This is a genomic window from Abiotrophia defectiva ATCC 49176, from assembly GCF_037041345.1.
Lineage (GTDB): Bacteria > Bacillota > Bacilli > Lactobacillales > Aerococcaceae > Abiotrophia.
In genome coordinates, this window is record NZ_CP146287.1 from 1,509,915 (window position 1) to 1,534,484 (window position 24,570).

Annotated in this window: 26 protein-coding genes and 1 pseudogene; 3 read left to right on the forward strand and 24 right to left on the reverse strand. The window is 46.8% G+C overall.

Annotated features, from left to right (window positions below; translation table 11 throughout):
* Positions 1 to 318: 318 nt before the first annotated feature.
* The 4 genes from V7R82_RS07015 to V7R82_RS07030 all read right to left on the reverse strand — a co-directional run bounded on the left by V7R82_RS07015 (position 319) and on the right by V7R82_RS07030 (position 4,310).
* On the reverse strand, positions 319 to 1,563 hold the full coding sequence (locus V7R82_RS07015) for a hypothetical protein (protein ID WP_338542143.1): 1,245 nt from the start codon (positions 1,561 to 1,563) through the stop codon (positions 319 to 321).
* A gap of 185 nt (positions 1,564 to 1,748) precedes the next feature.
* Positions 1,749 to 3,050: a pyrimidine-nucleoside phosphorylase gene (locus V7R82_RS07020; RefSeq protein WP_314063136.1), complete on the reverse strand. Its 1,302-nt coding sequence runs from the start codon at positions 3,048 to 3,050 to the stop codon at positions 1,749 to 1,751.
* Positions 3,051 to 3,764, reverse strand: coding sequence for a ribose-5-phosphate isomerase RpiA (gene rpiA / locus V7R82_RS07025; protein ID WP_338542147.1), 714 nt, complete (start codon positions 3,762 to 3,764; stop codon positions 3,051 to 3,053).
* Positions 3,765 to 4,310 carry a flavodoxin domain-containing protein gene (locus tag V7R82_RS07030; protein ID WP_070756591.1) on the reverse strand — a complete coding sequence of 182 codons (546 nt, stop codon included), beginning with the start codon at positions 4,308 to 4,310 and terminating at the stop codon, positions 3,765 to 3,767.
* Between the two features lie 163 nt (positions 4,311 to 4,473).
* On the opposite strand from V7R82_RS07030, the gene V7R82_RS07035 reads away from it, so the two are divergent.
* The gene (locus V7R82_RS07035; RefSeq protein WP_338542151.1) at positions 4,474 to 5,151 is read left to right on the forward strand and encodes a CpXC domain-containing protein; all 678 of its coding nucleotides are present in this window, start codon (positions 4,474 to 4,476) and stop codon (positions 5,149 to 5,151) included.
* 55 nt (positions 5,152 to 5,206) lie between these two features.
* On the opposite strand, the gene yaaA is transcribed toward V7R82_RS07035, so the two are convergent.
* The 8 genes and pseudogenes from yaaA to V7R82_RS07075 form a co-directional block, all read right to left on the reverse strand.
* The gene (gene yaaA / locus V7R82_RS07040) at positions 5,207 to 5,935 is read right to left on the reverse strand and encodes a peroxide stress protein YaaA (protein WP_338542152.1); all 729 of its coding nucleotides are present in this window, start codon (positions 5,933 to 5,935) and stop codon (positions 5,207 to 5,209) included.
* Positions 5,936 to 6,042: 107 nt separating this feature from the next.
* Positions 6,043 to 6,909 (reverse strand): TPM domain-containing protein, encoded by an 867-nt coding sequence (locus tag V7R82_RS07045; RefSeq protein ID WP_338542153.1) that lies wholly within the window; start codon positions 6,907 to 6,909, stop codon positions 6,043 to 6,045.
* A gap of 32 nt (positions 6,910 to 6,941) precedes the next feature.
* A complete protein-coding gene (locus V7R82_RS07050; RefSeq protein ID WP_291431195.1) occupies positions 6,942 to 7,508 on the reverse strand; it encodes a LemA family protein in 567 nt (188 codons plus the stop codon).
* Positions 7,509 to 7,706: 198 nt separating this feature from the next.
* Positions 7,707 to 8,294 carry a heavy metal-binding domain-containing protein gene (locus tag V7R82_RS07055; RefSeq protein ID WP_338542155.1) on the reverse strand — a complete coding sequence of 196 codons (588 nt, stop codon included), beginning with the start codon at positions 8,292 to 8,294 and terminating at the stop codon, positions 7,707 to 7,709.
* 194 nt (positions 8,295 to 8,488) lie between these two features.
* The gene (locus tag V7R82_RS07060; RefSeq protein ID WP_338542157.1) at positions 8,489 to 9,028 is read right to left on the reverse strand and encodes a GNAT family protein; all 540 of its coding nucleotides are present in this window, start codon (positions 9,026 to 9,028) and stop codon (positions 8,489 to 8,491) included.
* A 259-nt stretch (positions 9,029 to 9,287) separates the two neighbouring features.
* Positions 9,288 to 9,614 (reverse strand): annotated as a pseudogene (gene tnpA, locus V7R82_RS07065) (IS200/IS605 family transposase); the annotation flags it as partial.
* Positions 9,615 to 9,761: 147 nt separating this feature from the next.
* Positions 9,762 to 10,706 carry a 2-keto-3-deoxygluconate permease gene (locus V7R82_RS07070; RefSeq protein ID WP_303824575.1) on the reverse strand — a complete coding sequence of 315 codons (945 nt, stop codon included), beginning with the start codon at positions 10,704 to 10,706 and terminating at the stop codon, positions 9,762 to 9,764.
* 38 nt (positions 10,707 to 10,744) lie between these two features.
* On the reverse strand, positions 10,745 to 11,494 hold the full coding sequence (locus V7R82_RS07075) for an SDR family NAD(P)-dependent oxidoreductase (protein WP_315026268.1): 750 nt from the start codon (positions 11,492 to 11,494) through the stop codon (positions 10,745 to 10,747).
* A gap of 311 nt (positions 11,495 to 11,805) precedes the next feature.
* Between V7R82_RS07075 and V7R82_RS07080 the strand changes: the two genes are divergently transcribed.
* Positions 11,806 to 12,900 (forward strand): glycerol dehydrogenase, encoded by a 1,095-nt coding sequence (locus V7R82_RS07080; protein WP_338542162.1) that lies wholly within the window; start codon positions 11,806 to 11,808, stop codon positions 12,898 to 12,900.
* Positions 12,901 to 12,948: 48 nt separating this feature from the next.
* Here the strand turns inward: V7R82_RS07080 and nrdF are convergent, their stop codons facing one another.
* Genes nrdF through nrdI form a run of 3 tightly spaced genes read right to left on the reverse strand, consistent with a single transcriptional unit; the run spans position 12,949 to position 16,507 of the window.
* Positions 12,949 to 13,959, reverse strand: coding sequence for a class 1b ribonucleoside-diphosphate reductase subunit beta (nrdF, locus tag V7R82_RS07085; RefSeq protein WP_180363301.1), 1,011 nt, complete (start codon positions 13,957 to 13,959; stop codon positions 12,949 to 12,951).
* Positions 13,960 to 13,971: 12 nt separating this feature from the next.
* Positions 13,972 to 16,149 (reverse strand): class 1b ribonucleoside-diphosphate reductase subunit alpha, encoded by a 2,178-nt coding sequence (gene nrdE, locus V7R82_RS07090; RefSeq protein ID WP_338542165.1) that lies wholly within the window; start codon positions 16,147 to 16,149, stop codon positions 13,972 to 13,974.
* Positions 16,142 to 16,507: a class Ib ribonucleoside-diphosphate reductase assembly flavoprotein NrdI gene (nrdI, locus tag V7R82_RS07095; protein ID WP_035363895.1), complete on the reverse strand. Its 366-nt coding sequence runs from the start codon at positions 16,505 to 16,507 to the stop codon at positions 16,142 to 16,144. The genes nrdE and nrdI overlap by 8 nt, the downstream gene beginning before the upstream one ends.
* 273 nt (positions 16,508 to 16,780) lie before the next feature.
* On the opposite strand from nrdI, the gene V7R82_RS07100 reads away from it, so the two are divergent.
* Positions 16,781 to 17,257: a BlaI/MecI/CopY family transcriptional regulator gene (locus V7R82_RS07100; protein WP_070756580.1), complete on the forward strand. Its 477-nt coding sequence runs from the start codon at positions 16,781 to 16,783 to the stop codon at positions 17,255 to 17,257.
* A gap of 62 nt (positions 17,258 to 17,319) precedes the next feature.
* On the opposite strand, the gene V7R82_RS07105 is transcribed toward V7R82_RS07100, so the two are convergent.
* The 9 genes from V7R82_RS07105 to mutM form a co-directional block, all read right to left on the reverse strand.
* A complete protein-coding gene (locus tag V7R82_RS07105) occupies positions 17,320 to 18,141 on the reverse strand; it encodes a class A sortase (RefSeq protein WP_291431183.1) in 822 nt (273 codons plus the stop codon).
* 75 nt (positions 18,142 to 18,216) lie between these two features.
* Positions 18,217 to 19,170: a LacI family DNA-binding transcriptional regulator gene (locus tag V7R82_RS07110; protein WP_338543758.1), complete on the reverse strand. Its 954-nt coding sequence runs from the start codon at positions 19,168 to 19,170 to the stop codon at positions 18,217 to 18,219.
* A gap of 171 nt (positions 19,171 to 19,341) precedes the next feature.
* Positions 19,342 to 19,728 (reverse strand): PTS sugar transporter subunit IIA, encoded by a 387-nt coding sequence (locus V7R82_RS07115; RefSeq protein ID WP_338542169.1) that lies wholly within the window; start codon positions 19,726 to 19,728, stop codon positions 19,342 to 19,344.
* A 123-nt stretch (positions 19,729 to 19,851) separates the two neighbouring features.
* Complete coding sequence (locus tag V7R82_RS07120; RefSeq protein WP_023390998.1) at positions 19,852 to 20,058, reverse strand: hypothetical protein; 207 nt, start codon at positions 20,056 to 20,058, stop codon at positions 19,852 to 19,854.
* Between the two features lie 11 nt (positions 20,059 to 20,069).
* Positions 20,070 to 21,008 (reverse strand): primosomal protein DnaI, encoded by a 939-nt coding sequence (gene dnaI / locus V7R82_RS07125; RefSeq protein ID WP_338542172.1) that lies wholly within the window; start codon positions 21,006 to 21,008, stop codon positions 20,070 to 20,072.
* 12 nt (positions 21,009 to 21,020) lie between these two features.
* Entirely contained in the window at positions 21,021 to 22,487 is a 1,467-nt protein-coding gene (locus V7R82_RS07130; RefSeq protein WP_338542174.1) for a DnaD domain protein, read from the reverse strand.
* Between the two features lie 33 nt (positions 22,488 to 22,520).
* Positions 22,521 to 22,997 (reverse strand): transcriptional regulator NrdR, encoded by a 477-nt coding sequence (gene nrdR, locus V7R82_RS07135; protein WP_023390995.1) that lies wholly within the window; start codon positions 22,995 to 22,997, stop codon positions 22,521 to 22,523.
* Between the two features lie 77 nt (positions 22,998 to 23,074).
* On the reverse strand, positions 23,075 to 23,662 hold the full coding sequence (gene coaE, locus V7R82_RS07140) for a dephospho-CoA kinase (RefSeq protein WP_338542176.1): 588 nt from the start codon (positions 23,660 to 23,662) through the stop codon (positions 23,075 to 23,077).
* Positions 23,655 to 24,533: a DNA-formamidopyrimidine glycosylase gene (mutM, locus tag V7R82_RS07145; protein ID WP_338542178.1), complete on the reverse strand. Its 879-nt coding sequence runs from the start codon at positions 24,531 to 24,533 to the stop codon at positions 23,655 to 23,657. The genes coaE and mutM overlap by 8 nt, the downstream gene beginning before the upstream one ends.
* Positions 24,534 to 24,570: the final 37 nt, after the last annotated feature.

Genomic DNA, 24,570 nt, shown 5'->3' on the forward strand with positions numbered 1-24,570 from the left:
TTACAGAAATTTATTGCTTCTGACATAGGCTCTTATTATGGCCTAAGAGACAATGAAATTGCCTATTCTACTTAATAATTAAAGATCATTTTTTGGATTCCTCTATATAAATTAACAAAAAGACTCATTTTATCCACTCATCCCTAGACACTAGCTTAAGACTCTCCCCTATCACACCATTCTACATTAGGGACATACGAACACTATTTTGTCATGGGCCTCTGCTATTATTAGCTAATTGGTGCCACAGACATAGGTTCCTAGGCAAAACAAAAAGCCAGTTTACTATCTAGTAAACTGGCAGCCATAAAAGAAATCCTACTCTTTTGGTGTCTGACTTAATATCTTATTTAATATGGATTGATATTCCTGAGCCGAAAGGCGCTTAAGCTCAGTAATATCTGGTAAGTGTTTCTGACTAGGGCTCAACTCATAATCCACTACATAGTCATAAGAGCGTGTATAGGCAGGATTATTATTGAAAAGGTTAAGGTTGGTATCTTCTACCACCCCCAAGAGAGTCATACGATAGCTCTGTTCCTTAGGATTCACTCGCAAGCTAAAACGCTTGAGCTTTTGGAGCACAGGGCTCGTCTTCAATTGCATTGCCTTAAGAAAATCTACCTTGCCCGTCGCGATATCCGCAATGCGGTTGAGGCCAAATTCTCCTTTACGAATCTTAGCTGATACTTCCCCTTGAAGGTCCAAACCGACCCCTTTCCCCACCAAATCCAGATGGGGATTGAGTTTTAGACTAGGGCCTTTGTCACTTGCTTCCCACTCCATCTTAAGACGATAATCCAGATGTAAGTTACGTGTCTGGTCAAAGAGAAACTCCGGAATTTCAGTCAACTCTGCACTGGTCATCACGGTCCCTTTGAACTCATGAATCTTAGCTTCCGGCAACTGATTCAACTTCTTGCGGTTAGGCTCTAAGAAAAGCAGTTGGAAAGCTTCTTGATCTAAGCCAACTTGCTTGAGCTGTTCCTTGCTAAGTTCGATATAATAGTCATCATAGGCTTCTAGGGCCTTGAGCTGCTCCGTTGTCAAAGACAATTCAGGGAAGAAGGTCATGCTTGCTAATAATTGACTATGCTTAATATAGACATGAGAGAGATTATCATAAGTCATCAAATCGAGTTGATACTTAAGACCTTCGCCTTTATCGCCATAATAGGTTAATTGTATCTTAGCAATACCGCGACTACGGTCCCCTACCGCTTGTACTTGGGCAGTATAAGCCCGATCCTTGACGTAGGTAAAGCCATAACGTACCTGGTAGGTTTTTAACTCATGCATAGCATCAAGGGCGGCCTGCAATAGTTCTTGTTTGGATAGTTGTGGTTCAGCCAAACTCTCAGCAGAAGTGGAGACCATTTCGGATTCAGCTACAGAACTAGCACTCTCAGACGAGGTGGCTAGGCCTTCTACTTGGCTTGTTGAGTCTACTTGCTCAGAATCTGATTGGGCACCTACCACCTCTGCGCTCCCTAGTATAAGCGCTAAGCCTAAGGCTAGCACCCCATAAGAAAAAGGCTTGATTGTTCTTGGTTTAATTGACATTTTGTCACCTCATTTCGTTTCCGAAAATCATACAAATTCATCAGTCAGTTTAACACTCTGACTTGCAAAAGTAAACTAAAACCACCCTAGTTAAGACTTTTTTAGAAAAGCTCGTTATAATTCAACAGCCCTCCACCGTTGGCTGATTTTCCAACTGATGGGGGCTGTTTGATTGGTTGATAAACTTACTCCACAATAACTTTGCGAATTAATTCTGGCACCTGAGCGGAGTCGGCAATCGAAACGGCAGCAGACAAGCGAGCCAAGACCTCGCTCACATCTTCTCGGTTACTGTGTAAAATCGCAAGTGGTTGGCCTTCTTGAATAGGATCACCAACCTTAACGCAGAGCTCGATCCCTACCGCTGGGTCAATAATATCTTCCTTAGTCTCACGTCCTGCGCCTAACATCATAGCGGCTACCCCTACTTCATCAGCCACCCATTGGCTGACTAGACCCGAACTTTGGGCTAGGAATGGAATGTGATAGCGAGCTTGAGGTAACAAGTCTAGATTATCCACAATTCTCGTATCCCCGCCTTGATTAGCAAGGAAGGTCTTGAAGACTTCCAAGGCACGACCAGAATCGATTTGTTCTTGCAAGAGGACTTTGCCTTCTTCTAGGCTAGTTACTCGATTTGCTGCTAGCAACATTTGGCCACCTAAAACCAGGCAGAGCTCCGTCAAATCTTCTGGTCCTTGGCCTTGAAGGGTCTGGATGGCTTCTTTGACCTCTAAGGCATTTCCAATCATATAGCCTAATGGCTGGCTCATATCAGAAATAACCGCCAAAGTCTTACGGCCCACTTGGTGTCCAATCTTCACCATGGTATGGGCCAGAGCTTCCGCATCTGCCAAGGTCTTCATGAAGGCCCCTTCGCCTGTCTTAACGTCTAAGACAATGGCATCTGCTCCGGCCGCAATTTTCTTACTCATAATGGAGCTAGCAATCAAGGGAATAGATTGGACGGTACCCGTCACATCCCGCAGGGCATAAAGCTTCTTGTCGGCCGGAGTCAGGTTACCACTCTGTCCAACTACCGCAATCTTGTAGCGATTAACATGATCAATAAAATCTTGGGGTGATAGAGTCACGGAGAAGCCAGGAATGGCCTCTAATTTATCAGTGGTCCCACCCGTATGGCCCAAGCCACGACCACTCATTTTAGCAACTGGCACACCACAGGCAGCTACTAGAGGTGCTAGCACCAGGGTAGTTGTATCGCCCACGCCACCAGTTGAGTGTTTATCGACTTTGACACCATGAATAGCGGATAAATCAATCTCATCCCCTGACTTGACCATGGCCATAGTCAAGTAGCTAGCTTCTTCTTCCGTCATGCCTTGGAAATAGATAGCCATGGCTAAAGCGCTCATCTGATAATCAGGTATTGTGCCATCTGTATAACCGGCAATCAGGAAATTGATTTCTTCCTGACTCAAGGCCAGGCCTGCTTGTTTTTTCTCGATTAGGTCTACTACCCGCATTTAATCCACCTCAATTGTCATTGGCTCGGATTGATCTTTCTGATAAAGGAGGATGCTACCGTCAGCACGTCCCACCAAGAAAGTATCACAAACATCTAGGAAGAGGCCATGTTCGACTACCCCTACCGTATTCTTCAATTCATGTGCTAGTTGGTGAGGATAAGGAATTTGGCCTAGCTTTAAGTCGATAATGTAGTTGCCAGAATCTGTCATATAGAGCGAATCAGACCCAACTTTACGGAAGCTTGGTTCTAGGCCTGCCGCCATCAATTGACGGAAAAGATTCCAGGACCCAAACTGCACCACCTCAACAGGCAAGGGGAAAGCTCCTAAAGTATCGACAACCTTGTCTTCACCTACAACCCAGATAGAACGTTTAGCATTCTTAGCCACAATCTTTTCATGCAAGAGGGCACCACCACCCCCTTTGATGCCATAGAAATCACGGGTCACTTCATCCGCCCCGTCAACGACCAAATCAATATGGTTAACCCGATCTAAATCCATGATGGTAATGCCTAACTTAAGGGCTTGTTCCGCTGCCCGACGAGAAGTAGCCACGCCCACAATTTGTTTGAGGCGGCCATCCGCAATACGAGCACCTAATTCTTCAACAAACCAATAAGCCGTTGATCCGGTTCCTAAACCAACCACCATGCCATCTTTGACATAGTTAGCAGCGTAACGGCCGACTAGTTCCTTGGTATCTACCATTTATTTTGCTCCTTTCTGAATAGCACGAACCCGAGCCACCAAAGGCTCCAGAGAAGATTCTTCGGTTACATCATAAGTGGTCCCATATGTCTCCAGCATGGAGCGCTCTACGTCACCCAAACTGACTGTATCTAGGGAATGTTCTTTGGTATCTTCTAGTTGCTTAGCTAAGCGTTGCATAAAGTCGAGGCGCTTATAGACAATTGTTCCGCGAAAATGGAATTCAGTGATACGCTCCAAGACTTCTGGTTTGAAGGCCGCCGCCATGAGAGGATCAAAGTTAGTTAAGTCTGGATTGGAGAGACCAACCGTGTAGAGAATCCAATACTTGTCAGGCCAAGACTCTATCCATTCTTGATAAACAGGAGCACCTTCTAAACGCCCTTCCAAAATACAGGTTCCCAGAATCATAATCTGACTCTCTGCCAGGAGTGTATCGGTGACCTCATTATGGGCACAGACACGACAATTAAGTACTTTGGCGATTTGCTCAGCATAGCGTTTGGTCGAGCCATAACGTGACATATAGACCACTAAACAGTTCATTACTTCCATCCCTTTCTGCATACATTATGGATTGCTCGCGACTGACTTACGGGCACCCTTACATTCCTATTGTACCACATTTTTTCTATTCTAAGTAGCTTGAGATAGATTTCGCATTTTTTTTTGATATAATAAAAGAAAGATTGATGAAGGAGGCTTCACCATGCCTGAACTCCACCTGACTTGTCCTGTCTGTCAGACCCAAGTAGATAAAGACTACCCTACTCACCTTAATAGCAAGACCCAATCGCCTTTAGTGCGTGATCTCTTCGAAGGTCAACTCTTCCGCTTCGAGTGCCCTACTTGTGGTGCTGAGCGTCAACTCACTTATCAATTTCTCTATCATAATCCACAAGCTGCCTATATGATTTTTCTCTTGCCCCATTATCTGGAAGACAAAGATCGTCTAGAAGACGATTTGGAGCAAATCTTGGAAGGCCTCAACTTCTCCCTAGACCACTACCAACTGCGCTTGGTGACAACCGTTCCTGAATTACTAGAGAAGATTCAAATTCTGGAATTCGGTCATGATGACCGCATCATTGAAGCAGTCAAGATTCTGACAGATGGGCTCTTTGCAACCGAGAAGCCTGATATACCGGTTAAGGCGCGCTACTACTATCCGAGCAAAGGTGCTGAGCGCATCCTCTATGTAACGGACCAAGATCAAATCCTGGTCGACTTACACCAGAAGCTCATTGACTTCGTCAAAGGCAAATACCGCAAAATCTTGGAAGAGGATTTACGCGGTGACTTCCACTATATTGGCTACCGCTGGGCGCTAGATTTGTTAGAAGGTAAGAAACCTGAAAGCCAGCTAGCTAGTGACAATGAAAAATAGCCTATACTAGCTAAATAAGCCAGCCCCTAAGGGGCTGGCTTATTCCTTTATTTCTCTATTTTTTAACGTAGACCCAGTCTAGTTCACTGGATAAATCTGCCCGGTAGCTGTAGCCATCAAACTTAGCAGCTTGGAGTGCTTCTAGAGTCTGGACTTGATGTTCTATACAATAAGCTAGCAGCTGCCCGCGCCCTTTCTTAGAAATGGTCGAATGGCGTTTGAGTCGGCCATCCACTTCTTCTAGAAACTGAACCCGTAAGAAAAGTCGCCGCAGGGCTGGACTGAATACTTGTTCAAACTCAGATGATAGAAGGGAAACCAATACTTCATCTTGATTGGCGCTTATAGATGTATCATACTGTGCCTTCCAATAGGCTTTTAGGGGCTTGCCATTAACCTTGAGAGATTTCATGAAATCTAATCTATGTGGCGCAATCGGGGCATTAGCCGCAATTAAGCCATAGAGCGCGGTGGCAATCAAGACATGCTGACTAGCGAAGGCTCGAGCCTTATCTGACTTAAGTACCGGCTTGAATTGACGATACATTAGACCATCGTATAAATCCATGGCAGGGTATGACGCCGCTTTTCCTGCCGCCAAAGCCTGCCAGCGTTCCGTCTCGGTTACAGCTTGAGCGTCAGAAATATCATAAAACTTAGCCAATTCTTCAGTTGATAAATCAACTAATTGAGCCACTACAGCCTGGCTAGCTAGCGCTAACTCAACTAACTTACCATAAGGCAAGTCTGACAGCTGCTTAGCACTTGGTATAAGAAATTTCATGCTCATCCTCCTCATCTCTTCTTTCCTACTATATCACAGAAGATAGGTTCAATCTAGCCAAACGAAAAAGGCCAGGACTCAGTCCTAGCCTTAGCTATTTAATTACTTTACCAGCCACTGGAAGCACCGCCGCCGCCGAAGCCGCCACCGCCCCAACCGCCGGAACTGCCACTTGAACTACCACTTGAATCGGAGTCAGAGCCGGAACTACCAGAGCTCCACCAACCTCCTAGGATACCGCCACTACCACCGCTACCCCAGAATCCGTCGAAGAAATCATCATCGTCATCAGACCAGCGGAAGGCGCGACGGCGTCGCCGTAAGAGACGAATACCAAGTGGTATGCCAAAAGGTAAAATTAGGAAGAGCGGCCAAGCACTGGCTACAAAACGCCAAGGACTCTTAGACCAGCGCAAGGATGTCTCGTGCTCAGCACGCGCTGAGTTGGTCACCCCAAGTTGCGTCAGTTGGCTATCTGACAAGCCTAGATACTGGATTATCCCCTGTATCTGCAGGCGTACTGCTCGGTCATAATCTTTAGCTTTGAGTTCACTCTTGGCAGAATCCAAGATTCGTTTGGCCGCCACATCGGGTAAGGTTTCAGCTGCCTTATTTGAGGTCTCAATTCGCATCTTGCGGTCATTAGGCGCGACCACCAACAATATTCCGTTGTTAGTACCAGAGAAACCCACTTGCCATTTTTTAGCTACCTTGTTAGCTAGTTCTTCAATACTGAAACCTTTGAGATCAGTTGGCATATAAACCCCAATTTGATATTGCTCCGAGGTCTGAGCCAATTGACGGTTGACCTGGTCAATATAGGCTAAAGTATCCTGAGACAAAACCTTAGCCTCATCCACAACCGACCGCTCTGGTTTATCAGGTAAGTTGTTAGTCTTAGCGCCACAGCCTACCATAAACAAGAAGACAAAGCCTAGTAAGAGTAGGAATCCTCGCCATTTTTTAGTTTTCATGGTCATGCCTCCTCATAGGGCTTACTGTCGCCTTAACGGCTAGAAGAATTCAAATCTACTGTTGGCGCTACTTGCGCATCACTACTTGCTTGATATAAGGTCACGGGTTGGAAACCGAAGATTCCTGCTACCAAGTTAGTTGGGAAGGAGCGAACCTTAGTATTGTACTTGGTCGCTACTTCGTTGAAAACGCCACGAGAGGTCTTGATACGGTTCTCAGTGCCTTCCAATTCAGTAATGAGATTTTCTACCTGTTGATTGGCCTTCAAATCTGGATAATTCTCTGTTAAAACCAATAAACGGGACACAGCTGATGATAAGTCAGACTGGCCTTGCTCGGCTTCTGACGCATTACCAGAACCAATCTTAGCACGGGCTTCCGCTATTTTCTCGAAGATTTCTGATTCATGACTCATATAACCCTTCACACTGTTGACTACATTAGGAATTAAGTCATAGCGACGTTGCAAATCAACTTGCACGTCCGCCTGGGCTTGAGTAACTGCATTTTGCGATGATACTAGGCCATTATAGGTACCACCTAAGGCAAAGGCGATGACTGCCAGAACAGCAATCACAAATAACCACGTTTTTTTCATATTATGATCCTCCTGTCCCCTGAATCAAGTTTTCTTTTCGAGGACAAGATGATTATACCACATGTCAGTGCTCAGCGAATAGGACTTAGGTCCTATTCTTTGAGGTTTACCTAAATTTACTAGCTCAATGAAAAAATACCCACTAAACCGTAAGGCTCAGTGGGTTGATTTAGCGTCTGAAATGATGGTCTTAGCTGATTAGACTTCCTCCGCGTAGACTGCTGTACCTAGAGCGGTAACACAGAATACATAAGGAAGATAGCTTGTAGCTCCTTGAGTATTGACTGTTTCAGGTTCTAAGGTCACATAATCAAATTTAAGGTTGATAATGGCATTACAGCCAAGATCATAGGCTTGTTCCTTGAGATGGGCCAAAGTCAGGATACGCCCTTCTTCCATAACATCTACCAAACTTTGGGCCGGGTCACCTAAGGCATTGTCTCCACGACCTCCATCCACACCACGCGCGATAGAATGTGCCAAATCACTAGCCACAGGCCCACCATAATGCGTGATACTATAGCCATCAAATCCCTGTCCCGTAGTCACTACAATATTAGCAATTCCTTGCTCCCGTTCTTTTTGTTGGGCAAGTTGTTCAGCAAATTCCTCATCTTGGTCAGCTAAATAGTTCTGAAATTGGTCTAGCAAATGAACTAGGTCCACACTGTCTTCTAGATAGGCACCGGTCAGAGAAAATTTCACTGCGATTCCTTGGTCTTGGAGGAAGGCCTCAAAGGCCTCTTTGTCCAAATTATAGTCACGTACTATATCTTTAATTTTCATCTGCACTCTACCTTTCTGCTTCATTTTTTGGGGGGCCATCAGTCACTTCTAAAAAATATTTCATATTGGAAAGTGAATAGTTTAATTTCACTACTCATGCTCATGGGGCACAAGAAATACGAATCTACCCGCATCCATCCTCAATGACTGAAAGCAAGAGAACCCAACAAACCAAGCGCTCAGTGAGTTCTCATCTATTTTTTTCCCCATTCTTCTCTGAGGACTCCATACTTGACGCTATCATAGTAGGTCCCCTGCCAGTAGCGGACTCTACGAATACAGGCTTCTTGTTGCCAACCGAGACCGTGGGCGCAACTCATCATACGGGCATTTCCGCTCCAAGTTGTTAGGCCCAAATGTTCTAATTCAGTAAAACAATCGAAAGTATCGGTCGTCCACTTCGCCAAAGCCTTCCGTCCCACACCAGTGTTCCAACGATTGGCATCATAAATGACAATTCCTACTTCCATCCAACGAGTTCGTCGATCTTCCCAAATTCGGGAGACCATTCCCACTGCTTGGCCTTCTACTTGGATACAACGCACACCTTCACTTAAGAGAAAAGCTGCCACGCCACTAGAGACAAAGTCTTCAAAACTCTCATATGCTTGATATTCTTGAAAATAAGGTGCATCCCAACGCGCCCACTCAGGTTCCGCATCACGAAATCCCAACTCCCAAACGGCTCGCAATTTGTCTTCATCAAAAGAGACTAATTCAATATTATAAGTCATATTCATTCTCCTTCTTATCTTAAACTACCCTTTGTGGGTTCTAGGATGATTGACACACAAAATTGTTACCTTCATTCTACTAGCTGGGAGACAGTTCATCAAGATATAGAGACTAAAGCCAATGCTGGATTTAGCTTGAGCTCCACTAAAAGTCACAATATTCTTATAGCACTTCGGGTTAACCACAATCAAAACCGACCCTTGTCACAGGCGGTTTGCTTTGCGACTGGAAGCCTCTGCTACCGGCCACGGCCTAAAGGCCTACTGTATCCACGAAATATCCTCGACACCAAAACTTGCGGTTCCCATAACGGTACTTTAAATTTGCCTATCGATCAAATACCATGAGACTACTTTTTCCTTTCAGATACCCCATAAAGCTTGCAATCTTCAATGCGCTCTTTGCAGGCATTTATTTCATAGATAATGACGCCCTTGCGCTCGCATAATTCACGAATAATTCTGTGCCAAGCGTTGGCTTCTACTTCCCATATATGGTTTGGCGTCGATATTGGGGCGCGAACACGATATGATACTTACATTTCCAACTTGTGTGTATTGTCCTTTTTCGTAAGGATACCTCCATGGTTCTTTTTGTGTGATCAGGAAACCTACACTAAGTTTACCACTTGGGAGGTTATTTTTCTTACCTCGCTATAAGCTCTCCGGAACCACCAGCATTGCTGGTGGTTTTCTTGATACCAAAAGGCCAGCATCTTCTGCTGGCCCTTTCTTAGATTGCTTTGCTGTCAATGCCCTTTTCCTGATTTCGTTTGGCTACCCAAGCGGTCAAGAGTGGCGTTAAAATAGCCGTTACAATAACAGAAGCCGTAATTTGAGTTGTGGCGATTGACTCCAGCCCCTTAAAGCTAGCATCCACAGCCGCCAAGGCTGCTGGGGTCGCAATGGCACTGGCTGCCGTACTTGAAATGGCTGCACCGGCAATCCCAGAGCCACCTGTAGACCGGTCCACCCAGATAGCGACTGCCCCGCCAAGCGCTGTGGTCAGAATCCCTAAGAGGATACCTGGCAGGCCACCTTCAAGAATTTGGCCGAAGCTCATGTTGGCCCCCAAGCAGAAACCAACAATCATAATAATGGCAGGCACCCCATTGGATAGAGCTTTCTTCATAAAAGGAAAGGCATTCCCAAGGGCAATCCCTAAGACTAGGGGCAAGACCGTCCCGACTAAGTTCCAAATGGAAATATTAGCCAAACCCGCTGAAGCTAAGGCCGCCATGGTCACCATCGGCCCGACACTGAGGGTGGTAATACCCACCGCCCCGGCGTCAATTTCATTACCGTAGACATCGACAATACCGGCATACATAGCATTATTGGCCACAGACATGGCCCCGATGATGGCGAGGGCTGACAGTCCTAGGAAATTATCACCTAGGAGTTTGGCTACTAAGAGCCCTAGGACAACGGAGACGGCAATCTTAGATAGGATAATAGCAGCCCCGCGCCCTACCGCTTTTGGCGTATTTTTTAAGGAAATGGTCCCCCCAATGAAGAAGAGGAAGGCCCCGACTAGAGGCCCGGCCCCCTTAACAATTGGAGTAGTGAAGCCCCCAATTTGTAGGACCTGTGGCAACAGGCTGTTAATGGCACAGCCGATAAACATAGGGATAATAATAATGTCCCCAGGGATTTTGAATTTTTTGGCTTTTTGCATCTTACTAGGCTCCCTTCAGATAGATCGACTTCTAGACATCAACCATCTAAGGTGATGCCACCGTCGCAGTCGCCAATTTCCCCCGTGATGAAGCTAGCTAAATCGCTGGCGAAGAAGAGAATCATTTGGGCAATTTCAACTGGCTCGGCGCGTTTACCTAGCGGAATCATGCTGATGACACGTTGGCTCTTTTCAGCGTCTTCCGATAGGACGGTCGTCATTTCAGTCCGGGTGAAGGATGGGCAAACTGCATTACAGTAGATACCGTATTTACCACCTTCCTTGGCAATGGCTTTGGTCAAGCCATTCAAGCCCGCCTTAGAAGAGGCATAGGCAGCCGTCCCTAAGAGGCCACCCCCTAATTTAGCGGCTACTGAGGAGACGTTGACAATACGCCCCCCGCCCGCTTCCTTGAAATAAGGGAAAATCTGGCTGATGGTAGAGAAGCAACCAGTTAGATTAATGCGGATAGTGCGTTCCCATTCCTCATAGCTTAATTGATCAAATGGCTTAGCAGAGATGACCCCAGCACAGTTGACTAGAATATCAACGCGTTCAGGTCTAGACAGAATACTTTGCATAGCGGTCTCAATGGCCTCATGGTCACCTAAATCCATGTGGACAAAATCAACGGCTGGACCAAATTCGGCAATGGTTGCCCGAGCTGCTGCCTCATTAATATCGGCAATAATGACGGAACCACCGCCTTCGACAATACCGCGAACGACTTCTTTCCCGATCCCATTGGCACCACCTGTGACAATGGCTCTTTTACCTGTAAAGTCCATGTTATCAGATCCTTCTTTCTAGATTTGTCATAGAATTCTATGCTTTAAGTATAGCACTCCTGTCATCAGATTGAAAGCCGATTATATAAAATATGGTATTTTATTGAATTTAAGAATATAGTTTATACTTAGATAGAGATTGCCTATACCTCAGTCATAAAAGGACCTTTCCCCGACAAAAATTAGAAAATTTGTGAATCCTAATCACAACATAATTTTGAAAGGCCTTTCACTTGCTTCACAAGCCTTCCAGTGCTAGACTAAGCTTATAGTGGCCTAGCCACAAATCTAGAAAGAAAAGGTGATGTTTGATGGAAAAAGTATTTGCAAGTCCTTCTCGTTATGTCCAAGGTAAAGGCGTGCTCAAGTCTGGCTTAGACCATATTCTCGCTCTAGGTAAGCGCGCACTCCTACTAGCCGACTCGACTGTTTATGAAATTGCCGGCCGTCAGTTAGAAGAAGACCTCAAAGCTCGCAGTACCTTTGTTCACTATGAAGCCTTCCATGGAGAAGCTTCAGACGTCGAAATTGACCGCGTTAGCCAAGTGGGGCGTGACCTAGACATTCAAGTCATCCTAGGTTTGGGTGGTGGTAAGACCATTGATACCGCCAAAGCCATTGCTGACAAACTGCAGGTACCGGTGGCTATCTTGCCGACGGTCGCTTCGACTGATGCTCCTACTTCGGCTCTCTCAGTGATTTACTCAGAAGAAGGCGTCTTCGAACGTTACCTCTTCTACAGCAAAAACCCTGAACTAGTCCTCGTAGACACCCAAGTCATTGCCCAAGCTCCTGTGCGTCTGCTAGCTTCTGGGATTGCAGATGCCCTAGCTACCTGGGTTGAAGGACGTGCTGTCATTGAAGCATATGGCGCAACCATGGCCGGTGGCAGTCCAAGTATCGCAGCCGAAGCCATTGCCCGTGCCTGCGAAGCCACCCTCTTTGAAAATGGCCTACAAGCGCTTGCTGCAGCCCATGCCAAGGTCGTGACGCCAGCCCTAGAAGCAGTGGTAGAAGCCAACACCTTACTGAGTGGGATTGGTTTTGAATCTTGTGGGCTGGCTGCTGCTCACGCCATCCACAATGGCTTTACTGCCTTACACGGCGATATTCACAGTCTAACTCACGGGGAAAAGGTAGCCTATGGGACCCTGACCCAATTGGTATTAGAAAATCGTCCTAAAGAAGAATTAGACCGCTACATCCGCTTCTATCAAGCCTTGGGTCTCCCAACTACCTTGGAAGAAGTGAAATTAGCTGGCGTGGCCTATGAAGACCTAGTCAAAGTCGGCGCACTGGCCACCCAAGATGGCGAAACCATTCATCAAATGGCTCAAAAATTCACGCCTAGTGATGTGGCCGATGCCCTCTTAGCCTTAGACGCTTACGTACGGGAGAATTTCTAAACAAGATAAGCCAAAGAAAAAGCTAGGACCGCGGTCCTAGCTTTCTTTTTATAGCCACTTAGAATAGTCTTCGTCATCCATTGCTTCCACTTCACCCAAGAGGTAGCCGTTACCTACTTGTGAGAAGAAGTCATGGTTGGATGTTCCGGTCGAAATCCCGTTCATGACGATTGGATCAACATCTTCTGCTGTATCCGGGAAGAGCGGATCAAAACCTAAGTTTTGAAGCGCCTTATTGGCATTATAGCGAATGAAGACTTTAACTTTTTCAGTCCAACCTACTTGATCATAGAGGGACTGGGTGTACTTAGCTTCATTCTGGTAGAGGTCCATACATAGTTCATAGACCCACATCTTGAGCTCCGCTTGCTGATCTTCTGGCAATTCATTGTAGCCCAATTGGAATTTATAACCCGTATAGGTCCCGTGGACTGACTCGTCACGGATAATGAGCTTGATGATTTCTGCCACGTTAGCCAACTTGTTATTTCCTAAGTAATAAAGTGGCGTGAAGAAACCTGAGTAGAAGAGGAAGGTCTCTAACATAGTAGAGGCTGCCTTAATCTTGAGGCCATGGCCTGATTGGTAAATTTCATTGATCTTCTTAGCCTTATACTGGAGTTGCTCGTTAGTGTTAGTCCATTCGAAGATTTCTTCGATTTCAGCCTTGGTGTTTAAGGTGGAGAAGATAGTAGAGTAGGACTTGGCGTGAACAGATTCCATGAACTGGATATTGTTCCAGACCGCTTCTTCATGTTGGGTCCGGACAAAATCCTTCATGAGCGCCGCCCCTTCTTCTGATTGAAGAGTATCTAGGAGGGTCAAACCGCCGAAGGCTTTGGCCACTACGTCACGCTCTGCCATGGATAAGGTCCGCCAGTCATCCAAGTCATTAGAAACCGGAATCCGGGTATCCAACCAGAATTGCTCGGTCAGTTTTTCCCAGGTCAACTTATCAATCATGTCTTCGACCTTGTTCCAGTCGATGGCCTTATAGTAGGCTACTGGCATGTTGTTCTTCTGGGAAAGAATTTGGTTAAAGTATTGTTTGTCTGTCATGTCTGACGCCTCCTAGATCGAGCAACTTTCGCATTCGTTGCTGCCGACTTCGTCGTTATTTTCCGTAAAGGTCCGCACATAGTAGATGGACTTGATGCCCTTCTTCCAAGCATAGTGACGTAAGATGTTGAGGTCACGAGTGGTCATCTTATTGGTCCGGCCTTCTTTCCACTCATACATGCCTTCTGGCAATTCTGAACGCATGAAGAGGGTTAAGGACATGCCTTGGTCGATATGTTTTTGGGCCGCCGCATAGACATCGATCACCTTACGCATATCGGTATCGTAGGCTGATTTATAGTATGGCAGGGTCTCATTGGATAGCATTGGCGCTGGATAATAGGTCTTCCCTGTCTTCTTCTCTTGACGTTCTTCAATCAGACGCGTAATTGGGTGCAAGCTGGCACTGGTCTCGTTGACATAAGAGATAGACCCTGTTGGCGCAATAGCTAGACGGTTTTGGTGGTAGAGGCCGCTAGCCGCTACTGCTTCCTTGAGGGCACGCCAGTCATCTGCTGTTGGCAAGGCCACCTTGCTCATGATAGCTGCAACCTTTTCAGAGGTCACTTGGAAAGGTGCTTGGATATAAGCATCGAAGTACTCACCTGTCGCGTACTTAGAATTCTCGAAGTTGTCAAAACTCTTGCCACGTTCCTTAGCAATCTTGTTGCTAGCTACTAAAGTGTAGTAGTTGAGGGCATAGAAGTAGGCTTCCGTTAACTCAACAGATTCTGGAGATCCGTACTCCATTTGGTTGATGGCGAAGAGGGTATGCAAGCCCATGCCGCCCAAACCAATGGTATGAGCCAAATCATTCCCATGCTTAACCGTTGGCACTGCTTCAATGTTAGAGTGGTCGGTGACATAGGTCAAGGCCCGGACCGCAGTCTCTACCGATGAAGCAAAGTCAGGTGATTCAATCATGTTTGGAATGTTAGTTGAACCCAAGTTACAGCTAATGTCTGTCCCTAAGACTTCAAACTCTTGACGGTTGTTAATGTGGCTTGGCCGTTGAACTTGAAGGATTTCAGAACAGAGGTTGGACATGGTAATGGTCCCATCAATTGGGTTAGCCCGGTTAGCCGTGTCGATGTTGACGATATATGGGTAGCCTGATTCTTGTTGGAGCTTAGAAATCTCATTTTCCAAGTCACGTGCTGAAATCTTAGATTTGCGGATTTCAGGGTTGTTAACCAAGTTGTCGTATTCTTGCGTAATATCCACATAGGCAAATGGACGGCCATAGATGCGTTCCACATCGTATGGACTGAAGAGGTACATAGGCTCATCTTTGGCAGCTAATTCGTAGAATTTATCTGGTACCACGACCCCTAAAGACAGGGTCTTAACCCGGACCTTCTCATCCGCGTTTTCCTTCTTGGTTGAGAGGAAGGAAACAATATCTGGATGGAAGACATTGAGGTAGACAGCACCGGCTCCATTACGTTGGCCTAATTGGTTGGAATAGCTAAAGCTATCTTCCAAGAGCTTCATCACCGGCACAACCCCGCTAGAGGCGTTCTCAATCTTCTTAATCGGGTCACCAGCAGCTCGTAGGTTGGACAGGTTCACCCCTACCCCACCGCCAATTCGAGACAGTTGTAAGGCAGAGTTGATAGCCCGACCGATTGAGTTCATATCGTCAGAAATTTGGATTAAGAAGCAAGAAACCAACTCTCCACGGCGTTTACGCCCTGAGTTGAGGAAGGTTGGAGTTGCGGGTTGATAGCGTTGGCTGATCATTTCGTCCCGCAAACGCACCGCTAATTCCTGGTCCCCGTCCGCTAAGAAGAGGGCACAAAAAGCAATACGGTCTTCATAGCGCTCTAGGTAGCGAGCCCCATCGTTGGTTCGCAAGGCATATTGGGTATAGAATTTGAAAGCAGACATAAAGGACTTGAAGCGGAACTTCATCTTATAGGTGCTGGAAATCAGCTCCTTGATGAACTCCATTGGGTATTTCTCTATGAATTCCCGTTCGATAAAGTCGTTATCTACCAAGTAGTTAATCTTCTCTTCCAAAGAATAGAAGAAGACCGTGTTAGGGTTAACGTGCTCTAGGAAATAAGCACGCACGGCTTCCCGATCCTTGTTGAGAGGGATTTTCCCATCAACGGGCCGGTTTAATTCATTATTGAGTTTGAAGTAAGTGACTTCAGTCGGACGACTCTTTAAGACTGGTTTATCCAAGTTGTTCCACCTGCTCTTTCAATTTATTAACATCATTTTCGGATCCCTGAAATTCAAATAAGTGCAAGAGGGGCACTTGATAATCTCGGGCCAAATCCTTGGCTGTAAAACCAAATAAGGTATTAAAATTACGGTTCCCACCACCGGCAACGCCCTTAAAATAATGGCGGTTATTGCCTACTTCGATAAATTCATTCACTATCTCGGTTGCTTCCTTCTCATAAGTCGGCACGACTACAATATAGGGTTCCTGGACTTCAGTGAAGACGGAGTCTGGAGTAATCTCCAACAAGGGATAGTCTAATTTATGGACAAACTTACGCGTTTGACCCGTGATGGATAAGTAGACAACTAGCAATTTCAACACCTCCCTGAATAGATTTTTCAACATGTTCTATCTTACCATATTTGGGACGAAAAACAAGCCTTAAGCCCCAACATTTAGTGCACAATTCATCTAGACAACACAAGATATAGTGGTTTGAAAAGCAATCACTCGCTTCAAATCCGGTCCAATCGAGCCTTTTAACTAGGGCTCCCCCTATATCTTGTGCTCCTGGCTTGACAAGGGCTTCTGAGCCTACTAGACTAAGAGATGACAAATGTAATTTTTACAGAAAGGAGCCCGCTCATGACTGCCAATCTAAGCCAAAATAAATCAGATATGTATCATATTAGCGAGGCTGAGTGGCGGCTTATGAGACTGGTTTGGACTATGCCCGGTATCACCAGTCGTCAACTCATTGACACACTATCCGCCTCAAGTGATTGGAAGGTTGGGACCATTAAATCCCTGCTCTCGCGACTAATTCAAAAGGGCTATTTAGACAAAGCCGAAGGGATTAGCCCCTACCAGTTTTATGCAACGATTAGCCAGGAAGAGGCCACTCTCCTTCGCCTACAAGCAGCCCTTGATCCTGTTTGTCGAAAAGATCGCGCCCATTTTCTGGCCCGGCTATTAGCCAGCACACCATTAAGCCAAGCTGATTGCCAAGCTATCATAACGCAACTAGAAGAACAAGCCAAGACTGCCCCGGAGACCATCCCCTGTCAGTGTCCTCCTGGAGCTTGCCAATGTCATCATTCAAAAAGCCATCCCAAAGCTTAGTTAGACTATTATTTATCTCCTAAAACAAAACCCCAGACATTCTGTCTGGGGTTTCTACTTGTTTAGTTATTGGTAGGAACTGTCTGTTTGGCTTTGAAGGCATTGACCATATCTTTGGATGCTTCTTCGATAGGTTTAGTTTCCACTAACTTAGCTTGAACAACGACACGCATGGTAAGAGTCGAGTCACAGGTAATCATGGTTAGGATTGGATTGGTTGTAGGTTCAATCAAATCCACACGACTTGGATCCACTTGATCGATGTAATTCACTTCATATTTATAGACCTTGTCTAAGTCTGTCAGATAGACAGCTTGGCCTACCTTGGCATGCATCAAAGGTTCAAAAAGTAAGCCCTTATGAATGGAGTGATGGCTAGCAATAGAATAGTTAGATTCCCCCATCTTCTGGCTAGGAGTCAAAGTCCCTGCACCTAAGAACATCCCTTCATTGGTTACTCCCTTATAAATTGGTAAGTTCATACCAACATCTGGCATGGCCACGCCACCTACAGTCGGAAGATCCTTGGCATTAATTCCATTTGCGATGACATCATAAGGATTAAGTGGTTTGATGACACCAAAGTCATAGTTCACTTCCTTCTTCTCATTCGCTTCAATCTCAGCCCGCTTATTACGGTCTAACTCAGTGACTGCATTCGCTTCCTGACCTTGACGGACCAAGTAGTTCTTGATTGGATCTAGCAAGAATAGCACTGCCGCCGCTAAGAAAAGCAAGATTGCCAGAAAAATCCGCCAAGAGAAGCCCCCTTTTCTTTTCTTCCCTTGTTTTTTCTTACTTGCCTTTGTCGCCTTATCAGGCTTCTTAGCAATTTTATTTCCTTGACGCATACGCTCAGTGCGCGTCATTCTTTTCTCAGTCATAGTCTATATATCCCCCTCTATCTACTTATGGTTCTTAGTTTATCATGTCACTAGCTAAATAGGAAGTAAAGCAACCTACAATCTAGTAGACCCTCTTTCCACCAAATCTGCTTCAAAGTAACAAGCCGTTTCCTTGAGGCTTTCTCCCTCAATTAAGCGCATGAGCTGTTCCACACAGGCAATCCCCATGTCCAAGACTTTCTGCTTCACAGTCGTCAGCTGCGGGCTAGCAATCTGGTCTAAAAAGACCCCATCAAAACCAATAATCCCAACATCGTCCGGCATGGTTCTGCCCAGTGACTTGAGCCCCCGCTGAATGCCTAAGGCAATGCGATCTGAGGCACAGACGAAGCATGTGTTAGGTTCCAAATGCGCGTCCAGACGCTCAACCAATTCTGCTGCCGCGGTCGAGGAATTCCGTATGCGGTGAATTTGTGCCGTGTGATCTGGATGTTGCGCCAGAGCGTCTTGATAGCCTTGCTCCCGCTGGCGCTCGAAGTATTCCGGCACGTCAATCCCGACAAAGATAATGTGGTCATAACCTTTTTTAAAGGCATACTCGGTGGCCTTAAATTCAGCCTGCCGATTATCAGAATCAACAAAAGGCACCCCGTAGGTATTCTCCCCGTAGAGAATAAGCGGCTTGTCGATTTTGCGAATCCATTCATAGTCGGACTCTCGCATGCCGGTGATAATATAACCATCACTATTCCCCGTATCAATGGTGTTCTCCGTCATGAGTTGAAGGGAGTATTGGTACTTATCTAAACCTTTGGCAATCCCGGATAGGAGGTTCATATAATAAGGTTCAGTGGCATCCATTTCTTCCAGAATCAAGACCTTAACAATTAGGGTCCGGTTCTGGGCTAGGGCCTTGGCCGCCATATTAGGTCGATAATTGAGTTCTTCCATGGCCTGATAGACCAATTGCTTGAGTTCATCCGTCACCAGTTGGGGGTGATTGATTACTCGAGAGACCGTCATTTTAGAGACATTGGCCTTCTTGGCCACGTCTTTCAGCGTTGCGATAATGTCCACTCCTCTCCATCGATTTGCCAGTGTATTCTTTCCTATTATACACTAAAATAACCTGCTCTTGCGACTAAAAGCAGGTATTTTTTTAGGAAATTACTATGAATTTACTAGGAAATAAATTTAGAAGCTAGAGGCCGTGCATGATAAGGAAGCCTAGTTCCGCGCCTACAGAACTCCCTTAAGAAGACCTTGGCGTCCTATGACTACTAAGTGATCCGCCAGGTCAGTCACTGAACTTGCTGTAGATGCCTGATCAATGGCTTCTAAAATCATGGCCAAATTCGTTCCTGCCAGAACAGCGACTTGTGGATGCCCCTGAGACAGCAGCATGCTGACATTAAAGGGGGTGCCGCCTTTAAAATCCGTTAAAATCAACAAACCTTCTTCCCCATGCCTCTCGACTCTAGCTACGATTTGAGCTTGGTAGTCACTGAGATTGGTGCCTTCCTCAAAAGGCAACCAGTCGATAAGCTCCTGGTCACCTACAATCATCCTACTGGCTGCCGCCATGCCGGAGGCAAAGCCCCCATGCCCTGTCACCAAGACCTTCATCTGACATCCACTCCTTGCTTTTTCTTACTTCTATTGTATGTAACTTGAGTCCATCAGACAAGACCTGATCATAAGAAAAAAAACCCAGTTCAAGCAGAACGGGGCTGAAAAGAATTGATTGGCTTAATCGCGAGGCTTAATATGTCGCAAATGGGTCAAGGCCAAAGCCAAGAAAAGGCTGTTAACAATCATAGGAAAGGCTAAAACCGTTTGCTTTTCCTTGAAGTAGTAGGCTGCCAGGACGAATAGTTGGACAGCCAAGACGATGACCATGAGAAAACGAGTCATCCGATAACGCTTGATCAGTTCATTAGGTTCTGGTTGATTCATTGCTTTACTCCTTATCCTTGCCGTTTGAGTTGGCGACGGTTTGGCCCATCAAGGGTGATTTCACGCGCTAGGTAACGAACCCGCTCCATGATACGGCCTGCTTTGGCTAGGCTAATGCCTTTTTGGTTGTAGGTCAGGACTTCTTCGTATTCTTTCAGAGAGAAGTTGGAAGTGAAGAAAGTCGGTAGCGATTCCCGCATACGATACTCTAGAATAATGGCCAAGACTTCGTCTCGAACCCAGCCCGACGGATCAGACTCGGCGCCCATGTCATCTAGCATTAAGACATCCACCTGCTTGACCTTATCCAAGTTGGCTTGGGTGCTATTGTCCCGAATAGAAGCCCGCATATCAGAAGCAAAGGTTGGGAAGTGTAAGAAAGTCACCGTCGCTCCCTCTTCTTCCACCAAATGATTGGCCAAAGCCCCCAATAAATAGGTCTTACCCACCCCATAAGGACCCGTAATATAGAGACCTTGTGCTGATTTAGGATCTTGGTGATAGGTCTGCATAAATTGCGTCACGGCATTGATTAAGGCTTGGCGTTCTGGCGAATCAATAATGTAATCAGCCAAATGAGCCTGGCGGACATCATCCGCCATCATGCGGTTATCTAAATTAGCGGCTTGGCGACGCGCCTTGAGGCTGGCCAAGTAATCAGTCGTTGGCTTGTAGCGAACATCAATAAAATTGTGGTTAATGAATAATTCCGGCTGGTAGCCTGGGTTAGTCCCTGGCTGGCCTGCCTCAATAGCCCCACGTTCTAGGCGAAACTCATTGAGTTTGGACAGGGAATTTTGAATCATTTCCCCACTTAATTCTGCCTGATGTTCTTGGAGGAAGGCTTGAATGGCTTCATCCTGGCGGACCAAGGCCACTGCCTGCTCATAAATTTCTTGCAGATGGGGCTGGTTCATAATCTGACGCATGACGTCTTGGATTGTCTCCATAAGATTCCTCCTCTAGTGGTCTAGCTCCTGGGCTGACCCTTTCTTAAATGGATTGACGAAGGTCTGGGTGGCTTGACTAGTAGCTGGGCTGGCCTCAGGCTTGGCTTGACTTGATGCCTGCCTTGAATCCTGACCTTCTTGGCGTTGCTTGGCTAACCATGAAGGCACCACTTCTTGACGCTGATGGCCGCCAGCCCCCTTGTGGGTCCGGCCATAAGGACGTTCCGACTCCTGGCTAGGCTTCTTGGCTTGGGCCTGGCGCTTGTCTTCGATATAGCGGAAGACTTGGTGGACTTCTTTAATCCCCTTTTGCTGCCATTCATCCAGTAATTTTTCGAAATTAGACTTGTAAAGGTGGTCGCGCCCTTCCATGACCAAGAGGTAATAGACTGCTAGGTTGACAATGGCAGGCGACAATTTAACCTTTTCCAAGGCAGCTTCTAGGTTGTAGCCCTCTTGGTCGCTCCGGATGCCACCCTTGGCCTGTTTGACTTGCTTAAGAAAGGCTAGCGGTGGCAAAATCTCCGCCGTGGCAATAATTTGTGCCTGATTATTGCTATATTGGCCTTGTTCCCGCAAGGTTTGGGCGCGGGCTTGAATCTGGTCTTTGAGTTGGCCTGCTTGATTAGCAGCCGATTCCTTGCTGCTTAGGCTAGCCTTATAGCGCTTAGCTAGACTCGGTAATTGATCCATGGCAATTTGTTCCGTCTGGTCTTGGTAGGCCAATTTAATGACTGTCGCCACTTGCTCCTCGTTAAAGCCATAGACTTGATGGAGACTAGCCATTTGCTGGCGCAGTTCCCGCGTGAAGAGGCGGCTATTGACTTGAGCCGCTTCTAGTATATCTAGAACCTGACCATAACGGAAACTTTCCTGACTCTCTTGGTCCAAGCTAGCTTCTGCTGGATTAGGGGCGGTCTGCTGACGGTAGGAGCCAGATAAAGCATCCTGGTTCTGCGCGTCTTTGATAGCTTGGTCTGATGGATAGTCGAAGACCTGACTGAAGGACTGGGTTACTTCCACATACTCGCTGGCATCCATTTCTTCCCATTCAAAGCGGCGCATCAAGCGATAGAAGGCTTGATCCCCAATCTTATTCATCAGCAGAGCCGCATAAAGGGGGTGCTGCAAGAAGCTCCCCACCTCAAGTGGCGCTATGACTTCATAGGACACTAATTGAGTCTGGGCATTACCCTGGACCTTCTTAGGTTGATAGGACTTGAGTAAGCCCAAGGCCTCCAAGTATCCGCGGGCTTGATTTAAGTCGGCCGGCGAAACTTGCAGTTGATCAATCAGACTAGCATGCATGACCGCTGGGCTCCAGGCCCCGTCCGCTCCCGCGTAATCCGTTAAAGACAGATAGAAGGCTAGCCCCACCGTGCCGATAACAGGCTGATAACATTGGCGCAAGGTCACCTGCTGTAGCTGGGACAAGGGCGCTTGCTGCCGAACCCGAAAGGGCTGTAAGGGACTTAACATGATGGGACCTCCTTTCTAAAATTGACGCTTGGCTTATTTCTTATCGTTTTTCTCGCTTAAACGATCTTGCAGGGCTTGGAGTTCTTTTAAGAAACTCTCACGCGAGTGGAATTGGCGATAGACACTGGCAAAGCGAATATAAGCCACTTCATCTAATTCCATCAAGAGTGGTATCACAAATTCCCCAATTTGTTCTGATTCAATTTCCTGGTCGGTGATTTCGCGAATCTTGTTTTCTACTTGTTGAGCCAAAGCCTGCATTTGTTCCATGGTAATGGGCCGTTTTTCAGCTGAACGCACAATCCCGCGCAGTAGCTTCTCTTGGCTGAATTCTTCTCGGGTACCGTCACGCTTAATGACCAACAAGGGGATCTGTTCGATCCGTTCATAGGTAGAGAAACGATGCTTGCAGTTGAGGCATTCCCGCCGCCGCCGGATTGCCGCCCCACCATCAGCTGGCCGGGAGTCATTAACTTTGGAGTTTTGGTGATGGCATTTTGGACATTCCATAGGGTCCCCTCCTTATCTTCTGGCGCCAGAGGGCGCTTTTCCCTTCTATTATAACGAATTCTTATCAGAGGAACAAGCTAGAGACGGCTTAAAGCCTGATCCACATAGGCAAAGGTCGCCGCTAAAGTTCCCTGGTTATCAATGACTAAATCTGCCCGCTGGCGCTTGGCTTCAATAGATGCCTGGCTAGCAATGGCCGCCTCCGCTTGAGCCCGGCTCCAGCTGTTACGGGCCATTAGCCGCTCTACTTGCAAGTCATGGGGCAGATAGACCACCCAGACCTGATCCATTTTCTGGTCATAGCCTGTCTCATAGAGTAAGGGAATATCGAAAAAGGCAAGCTGTGCTCCCGCCTGGGCCAGACGCTGACTCTCCGCCTCCAAGGCCTCATAAATGAGTGGATGCAAGAGTTGATCCACCTCCTGGCGCAGTTGGGCATCCCCGAAGAGTCGTTGGCCTAAGGCCTGGCGGTTAAGGGCACCTGACTCATCCAGAATTTCCCTACCAAATCGCACCACCAAGCGCTCCAGGCCCTCTTGGCCAGGTGCCACTAGCTGACGGGCAATTACATCCGCATCAATCAAGGGATAGGCAAGTTCCTTTAAATAGTTAGATACGGTGGATTTACCCGTGGCAATCCCCCCTGTTAAACCAATTCTAAGCATGGCCTTTTCCTCCTTGCGGATGCTTGAGGCGGGCTGATTGGCAATTCGGACAGAAATGGGTCCCTCTTCCGCCCAATTGGACCTTATGGATTAGGCGGCCACAACGTTCACAGGGCTCATCTACTCGGCCATAGACAGCTAAGGACTCCTGATAGGTTCCCGCTGCTCCCAAGGAATTGCGATAGGTCCGAATGGTAGAACCACCCGCCTGCACCGCCGCCGCCAAAATCTCAATAATAGCGGCATGCAGGCGTTTGACCTCATGGACGGTAAGGTCGCAGGCCGGTCTTTGCGGATGAATCCGCGCCTTAAAGCAGACTTCATCCACATAAATATTGCCTAAACCAGCCACCAGGGTCTGGTCCAGCAAGAGGGGCTTAAGTGCCCGTTTAGAAGACGCTAACTGAGCCCGAAAATGAGCCAAGTCAAAGGCTTCTTGGGTAGGCTCAGGTCCTAACTTCTTGCTGGCAAAATAGCTTTCTAATTGGTCCTTGGCCATATAAGAGAAACGTCCAAACTTGCGGACATCTTCATAATGGAAGTGGCTGCCGTCCTTAAAAGTCATGATGAGATGCACATGCTTGGGCTTGGTCTTAGGCTCCTGACCTGGTGGGTAGACATGGCACTTACCTTCCATTCGCAAATGAAAAACTAGCACGTGAGAACCAAAATCCAGCCATAAGTACTTGCCCCGCCGCCCCACCGCTTGGATGGTCTGGCCACGCAAGTAGTCTTGCCACTGAGCCAGTGTCTCTTGAGGCCTTAAGTCAATTAGCTTAGGCCAGAAAACTTGAACCTCCGCAATGGTCTTGCTCTCAATCAGACTGGTCAGGCCACGCCGTACCGTTTCTACTTCGGGTAATTCCGGCATAAGTCACTTCCTTTCTAGGCCGGGCTCTCTAAGGAGC

What these genes read in the sequence shown, in the direction of transcription:
- V7R82_RS07075 (WP_315026268.1), bottom strand. Translation starts at nt 11,494, where the DNA reads ATGGACTTTACAGGTAAAAGAGCCATTGTCACAGGTGGTGCCAATGGG.
- V7R82_RS07130 (WP_338542174.1), bottom strand. Translation starts at nt 22,487, where the DNA reads ATGTTAAGTCCCTTACAGCCCTTTCGGGTTCGGCAGCAAGCGCCCTTG.
- nrdR (WP_023390995.1), bottom strand. Translation starts at nt 22,997, where the DNA reads ATGGAATGTCCAAAATGCCATCACCAAAACTCCAAAGTTAATGACTCC.
- V7R82_RS07105 (WP_291431183.1), bottom strand. Translation starts at nt 18,141, where the DNA reads ATGACTGAGAAAAGAATGACGCGCACTGAGCGTATGCGTCAAGGAAAT.
- V7R82_RS07060 (WP_338542157.1), bottom strand. Translation starts at nt 9,028, where the DNA reads ATGACTTATAATATTGAATTAGTCTCTTTTGATGAAGACAAATTGCGA.
- V7R82_RS07115 (WP_338542169.1), bottom strand. Translation starts at nt 19,728, where the DNA reads ATGAAGGTCTTGGTGACAGGGCATGGGGGCTTTGCCTCCGGCATGGCG.
- V7R82_RS07030 (WP_070756591.1), bottom strand. Translation starts at nt 4,310, where the DNA reads ATGAACTGTTTAGTGGTCTATATGTCACGTTATGGCTCGACCAAACGC.
- V7R82_RS07080 (WP_338542162.1), top strand. Translation starts at nt 11,806, where the DNA reads ATGGAAAAAGTATTTGCAAGTCCTTCTCGTTATGTCCAAGGTAAAGGC.
- V7R82_RS07070 (WP_303824575.1), bottom strand. Translation starts at nt 10,706, where the DNA reads ATGCAAAAAGCCAAAAAATTCAAAATCCCTGGGGACATTATTATTATC.
- mutM (WP_338542178.1), bottom strand. Translation starts at nt 24,533, where the DNA reads ATGCCGGAATTACCCGAAGTAGAAACGGTACGGCGTGGCCTGACCAGT.
- V7R82_RS07050 (WP_291431195.1), bottom strand. Translation starts at nt 7,508, where the DNA reads ATGAAAAAAACGTGGTTATTTGTGATTGCTGTTCTGGCAGTCATCGCC.
- nrdF (WP_180363301.1), bottom strand. Translation starts at nt 13,959, where the DNA reads ATGACAGACAAACAATACTTTAACCAAATTCTTTCCCAGAAGAACAAC.
- coaE (WP_338542176.1), bottom strand. Translation starts at nt 23,662, where the DNA reads ATGCTTAGAATTGGTTTAACAGGGGGGATTGCCACGGGTAAATCCACC.
- dnaI (WP_338542172.1), bottom strand. Translation starts at nt 21,008, where the DNA reads ATGGAGACAATCCAAGACGTCATGCGTCAGATTATGAACCAGCCCCAT.
- V7R82_RS07045 (WP_338542153.1), bottom strand. Translation starts at nt 6,909, where the DNA reads ATGAAAACTAAAAAATGGCGAGGATTCCTACTCTTACTAGGCTTTGTC.
- V7R82_RS07035 (WP_338542151.1), top strand. Translation starts at nt 4,474, where the DNA reads ATGCCTGAACTCCACCTGACTTGTCCTGTCTGTCAGACCCAAGTAGAT.
- V7R82_RS07055 (WP_338542155.1), bottom strand. Translation starts at nt 8,294, where the DNA reads ATGAAAATTAAAGATATAGTACGTGACTATAATTTGGACAAAGAGGCC.
- V7R82_RS07120 (WP_023390998.1), bottom strand. Translation starts at nt 20,058, where the DNA reads ATGAATCAACCAGAACCTAATGAACTGATCAAGCGTTATCGGATGACT.
- V7R82_RS07100 (WP_070756580.1), top strand. Translation starts at nt 16,781, where the DNA reads ATGACTGCCAATCTAAGCCAAAATAAATCAGATATGTATCATATTAGC.
- yaaA (WP_338542152.1), bottom strand. Translation starts at nt 5,935, where the DNA reads ATGAAATTTCTTATACCAAGTGCTAAGCAGCTGTCAGACTTGCCTTAT.
- V7R82_RS07015 (WP_338542143.1), bottom strand. Translation starts at nt 1,563, where the DNA reads ATGTCAATTAAACCAAGAACAATCAAGCCTTTTTCTTATGGGGTGCTA.
- rpiA (WP_338542147.1), bottom strand. Translation starts at nt 3,764, where the DNA reads ATGGTAGATACCAAGGAACTAGTCGGCCGTTACGCTGCTAACTATGTC.
- V7R82_RS07020 (WP_314063136.1), bottom strand. Translation starts at nt 3,050, where the DNA reads ATGCGGGTAGTAGACCTAATCGAGAAAAAACAAGCAGGCCTGGCCTTG.